The following is a 3,881-nucleotide window of genomic DNA, read 5'->3' as shown; positions in this document are numbered from 1 at the left end:
AGCTCGGTCCCGGGGATCCTCTAGAGTCCCCTCGCGGGCCTGGCCTGGGGAGCGCTCCTCCTCCCCCATATCGCCGCGCGCCTACGTGCTCGACGCGTAAGGCGCTCGGCGCGATAGCATCGACCGAACACCGAAAGGACCGCACCGCATGGCTGACCAGTTCAAGACCAAGACCGTCCGCACCGAGCGCCAGGCTGAGAAGCTGATCCGCAAGGGCTGGGAAGTCGTGTCGTCCACCTCAAGCGGCACTTGGCTGACTGGCAAGCGCACGGTCATCATCCTCCGCACGCCGCGCTAAGTCGCCGGAAACTCGAAAGCCCCCGCTCTCCTCTTGGAGGGTGGGGGCTTTTGCTTGTCGCCGACACGCCCGTTGGTAATAGGTCATGCTAGATGTATTCGGCCATAACGGCCCAAGTCTACGCGGCCGTGGTGACCTCCACGGTGTGCGGGCGCCCGGTCACCAGTCGATCGGGCGTGTCTGTCCAACCAGGCACGTGCCCTCCGGCACGAGCGGAAGCACGCGTGCCTGCGGGCCGGGTACCGACGGGCCGACCTGTCCGACCAGGCACTCGCCCTTCCACTTGACGGAGAACTGGATCGAGTCGGCCTGATTTCCGACCGTCGTCAGGTCCTGCGTGACTTCCATGGCCGACTTGTCGAAGCCGCCCGCAGTGAGCGCGTCGATGTATGCCCGCCCCTGCGCCGCCTGTGGACCGGACGCCACCGCGTCGACGATCGACGTGAAGTAGGGCAGGTTCTGGGTGGCAGAGCCGTTCGGCATCAGCGCTGGTCCCGTCGGAGTCGGTGTGGGTGTCGCCGTGGGCGTGAGGGACACCGACAGTGTGGGTGTCGGGGTGGGGGCTGCGGTGGTGCAGCCGCTGAGCATGAGGACCACGCCGACGCATGCGGCGAGGGAGAAAGGGACCGCACGCTGACCGACGTTTCGCACGTCACGAGTCTAGGCGGCGTCAGAACGGGGTTGTGTCCTCGCCCGCTGTGGCCCACCCGCTGGCGCTGACGAGGGCGACATCCGGTTCTTCGGGTGAGGAGGCCGCGTCGCTGGAAGCCTCCGTGCTCTGTGGAATGTCGGAGGGGCCGTCGCCGGGCACGGCCCACCCCGTGCTCTGCGCCACAGTAGCCGACGCCGACGGTGTGGTTCCCTTCTGGAAGCTCGTGGTGCCGAACATGAGGTCGTGGCCGAGTCCTTCGGCGTCGATCTCGGCGGAGGATCCGCTCTTTCCTCCCGACTCCCATTGCTTGACGCGGAACCGTCCGGTGACGATGACCCGCTGCCCCTTCTCCAACGATGCCAGGGCGTGATCGGCCAGCTTCCTGTATGCCGACACCCAGTACCAATTGGTGTGACTGTCGACCCACTGACCGTTCTCGAGGCGTCGTTCGCTGCTCGCGAGTCGAAAACTGATGGCGGGGATGCCGCCCGGCAGTTCCCGACGCTCGGGCTGGGACGCGACGTTGCCGATGACGGTGATGCGATCGCTCATGATGACTCTCCTTGTCTTCGATGCCCGGACGATCCGGCTGGCGCCGCGACCGGCGTACCCTTCGTGCGCCGCGGCACCCCCAGCGTCCTTCTCGCCGCAGAGCGTCGACGCGAGGCGCGAGCAGATTGTGGAGACGGCGCCGAAGCGCAGAGGTGGGGAGGAGGTGTCGATCGGTCGTCCGTCGGCGGGGCACGGGGGTGCCGCCGATGTCGGAGGGTGAACGTATCTTCGAAAGTAGCGGTGTCAGTGACGGTGACGTGGCGGTGACGTGATGGTGACGGGAGTGGCGACATGATCAGTGCGGCAACGGCCCTACCTCGGTCCGTGCGCGGGTGTTCCTTGCGGGCGGTGTCCGACCGTCGGTGGAGGGTCATCGACAGGCGCGGCGTCGTGATCGGACACGTCCGGCGCGAGCAGTCGGCGCAGGGGACGCGTTTTCACGCGGAGCGCTTCGAACTCGCCCGAGCCAGAATGCGCGAGCTGGGCTCGTTCTGCAGGCTCGACGAGGCGGTCGAGTGCCTGGCGTATCTGCGCTGACGAGCGAGCAAGCCGCGCTCGTCACACCACCGCGTCGAGGATCTCGCCGCCGTGCACGGGCGCGGCGGCTCGCACCGAGGGCCACGCGTCGGCGAGCGTGTCGACGGCGCGTCGGAGCTCCTCGGGTGGTGCCGTGAAAGGCAGGCGCAGATGACGGTCGTGCGTCCCGTCGACCCCGAATCGCGACCCGGACGAGAGAGAAACGCCATGGGCGCGGGCTGCGAGGACGAGCCCCGTGCTCAGAGGCGCATCCAGCTCCACCCAGAGCGCCACGCCGCCGTGCACCTGCGGGATCTTCCACTCCGGCAGGCGGCGGGTGAGCGCATCGACGAGAGCGTCTCGGCCCGATCTGAGCAGCAGAGAACGCTGCGTGAGAATCTCCGGCAGGTGGCTGAAGAGACGAGCGGCGACCGCCTGCTCGAAATCCGGTGTGCCCAGTTCCCTGGCGGGGCGCGCCGCAACGATTCGCTGCACGAGTTCCCCGTCCGCGCGGATCCACCCGATGCGCAGACCACCCCAGACGATCTTGCCGAGCGAGCCGACGCGCACCGCGGCATCGTGGCCGAACGCCGGTGATGCGGCGGGAACGTCGATGGTCAGATCGGCGGTCGTCTCGTCGATGACGAGAGTGGAGCGCGAGGCGCGGGCAGCGTGTGCGAAGGCTGCCTCTTCCTCGTCCGTCATCGAGCGGCCCGTCGGGTTCTGGAAGCGTGGCATCAGATAGGCCATCCGTGGCTGCGTTCGTGTGAACACTTGAGCCGCGCGATCGAGGTCCCAGCCTCCGCCGATCGTGACCGGCACAGCTACCAGTCGCGCGCCGGCGGCACGAATCGCCTCGGCCGCATGGGGGTACGTCGGCGTTTCGATGACCACCCGATCCCCACGACCGACGAGGACGGTCGACAGCAGGTGGATCGCCGACTGCGCACCTGTCGTCACGACGATCTGGCTCGGGTCGGTCGGGATGCCGCGTGCGCTGTATCGGTCTGCAATCGCTTCTCGGAGTTCGATGGCGCCCCGGATGTCATAGCCTGACCGGGCGACGATGCGTGCGGCATCCGCCGCGGCCTCCGCGATGATGCCGGCGAGCCCCGGCCACGCGGCGGGACTGGCCTGTTGCAAATCGATGGCGCCGGTCGTGGCCGCTGCGCCTCCGATGTCACGGCTCGGCCGCGCCGTCGTCACGCTTCCCGATCCGCGAAGGCTCGCGATATGACCGGTGTCGCGCAGGCTGCGATATGCCGCAGCGACCGTCGTTCGGCTCACCGAGAGTGCAGCGGCGAGTTCTCGTTCGGCGGGAAGAGCGGTGTGCGCGGCGATGCGGTTGTCCAGACACAGGATACGGATGCTGTCGGCGAGGGCCTCATACGCCGGCTCCCGCGTGCGCCACCCGCCCAGCATCCCGGCGAACGTCCGTGCCCCGATCCTCGAGTCCATGGTGGCCACAGTATCCGAATTGGACTGGTAGTAGATGTCCAATTGTGAGATTGGATTGCGGCATGACTGCACGTCTTGCTCGCCTGCTCATCGGTCTCATCCTCTACGGCGTTGGTTGCGGCGTCATGGTGCAGGCCCAGATCGGCGTGGATCCTTGGACGGTCTTCGCGCAGGGACTGTCGGTGCAGACGGGGGTGGGCATCGGATGGATCACGAACCTCGTCGGCCTGCTCGTGCTGCTGCTGTGGATTCCGCTGCGCCAACGGCCGGGCATCGGCACCCTTGCCAATATCCTCCTCGTCGGAACCAGCATGCAGCTGACGATCTTGGCGCTTCCGACGATGAATGGATTCGTGACGCAAGTGATCGTGTTCGTGACTCTAGAGGATCCCCGGGACCGAGCTC

Annotated in this window: 5 protein-coding genes and 1 pseudogene; 3 read left to right on the top strand and 3 right to left on the bottom strand. The window is 67.4% G+C overall.

Translation table 11 applies throughout. The features are described 5' to 3' along the window. Positions 1–148 precede the first annotated feature (148 nt). The gene (locus I5I_RS17045; RefSeq protein WP_187289907.1) at positions 149–298 is read left to right on the top strand and encodes a hypothetical protein; all 150 of its coding nucleotides are present in this window, start codon (positions 149–151) and stop codon (positions 296–298) included. A gap of 159 nt (positions 299–457) precedes the next feature. Here the strand turns inward: I5I_RS17045 and I5I_RS04075 are convergent, their stop codons facing one another. Both I5I_RS04075 and I5I_RS04070 read right to left on the bottom strand, forming a co-directional pair. Beyond that, a complete protein-coding gene (locus tag I5I_RS04075; protein WP_036316709.1) occupies positions 458–949 on the bottom strand; it encodes a DUF6993 domain-containing protein in 492 nt (163 codons plus the stop codon). Between the two features lie 19 nt (positions 950–968). After that, the gene (locus tag I5I_RS04070) at positions 969–1,502 is read right to left on the bottom strand and encodes a single-stranded DNA-binding protein (protein WP_036316707.1); all 534 of its coding nucleotides are present in this window, start codon (positions 1,500–1,502) and stop codon (positions 969–971) included. Positions 1,503–1,892: 390 nt separating this feature from the next. On the opposite strand from I5I_RS04070, the gene I5I_RS17435 reads away from it, so the two are divergent. After that, positions 1,893–2,039: a hypothetical protein gene (locus I5I_RS17435; protein WP_231477064.1), complete on the top strand. Its 147-nt coding sequence runs from the start codon at positions 1,893–1,895 to the stop codon at positions 2,037–2,039. Positions 2,040–2,060: 21 nt separating this feature from the next. On the opposite strand, the gene yczR is transcribed toward I5I_RS17435, so the two are convergent. Continuing rightward, positions 2,061–3,476 (bottom strand): MocR-like transcription factor YczR, encoded by a 1,416-nt coding sequence (gene yczR / locus I5I_RS04060; RefSeq protein WP_036316704.1) that lies wholly within the window; start codon positions 3,474–3,476, stop codon positions 2,061–2,063. A gap of 62 nt (positions 3,477–3,538) precedes the next feature. Here yczR and I5I_RS04055 point away from each other — a divergent pair. Further along, positions 3,539–3,881 (top strand): annotated as a pseudogene (locus tag I5I_RS04055) (hypothetical protein); the annotation flags it as partial.

The sequence above is a fragment of the Microbacterium sp. B24 genome (genome assembly GCF_000333415.1).
Taxonomy (GTDB): Bacteria; Actinomycetota; Actinomycetes; order Actinomycetales; family Microbacteriaceae; genus Microbacterium.
Note: the sequence above shows the minus strand (reverse complement) of the source record. Positions and strands in the feature narration are given on the sequence as shown.

What these genes read in the sequence shown, in the direction of transcription:
- yczR (WP_036316704.1), bottom strand. Translation starts at nt 3,476, where the DNA reads ATGGACTCGAGGATCGGGGCACGGACGTTCGCCGGGATGCTGGGCGGG.
- I5I_RS17045 (WP_187289907.1), top strand. Translation starts at nt 149, where the DNA reads ATGGCTGACCAGTTCAAGACCAAGACCGTCCGCACCGAGCGCCAGGCT.
- I5I_RS04070 (WP_036316707.1), bottom strand. Translation starts at nt 1,502, where the DNA reads ATGAGCGATCGCATCACCGTCATCGGCAACGTCGCGTCCCAGCCCGAG.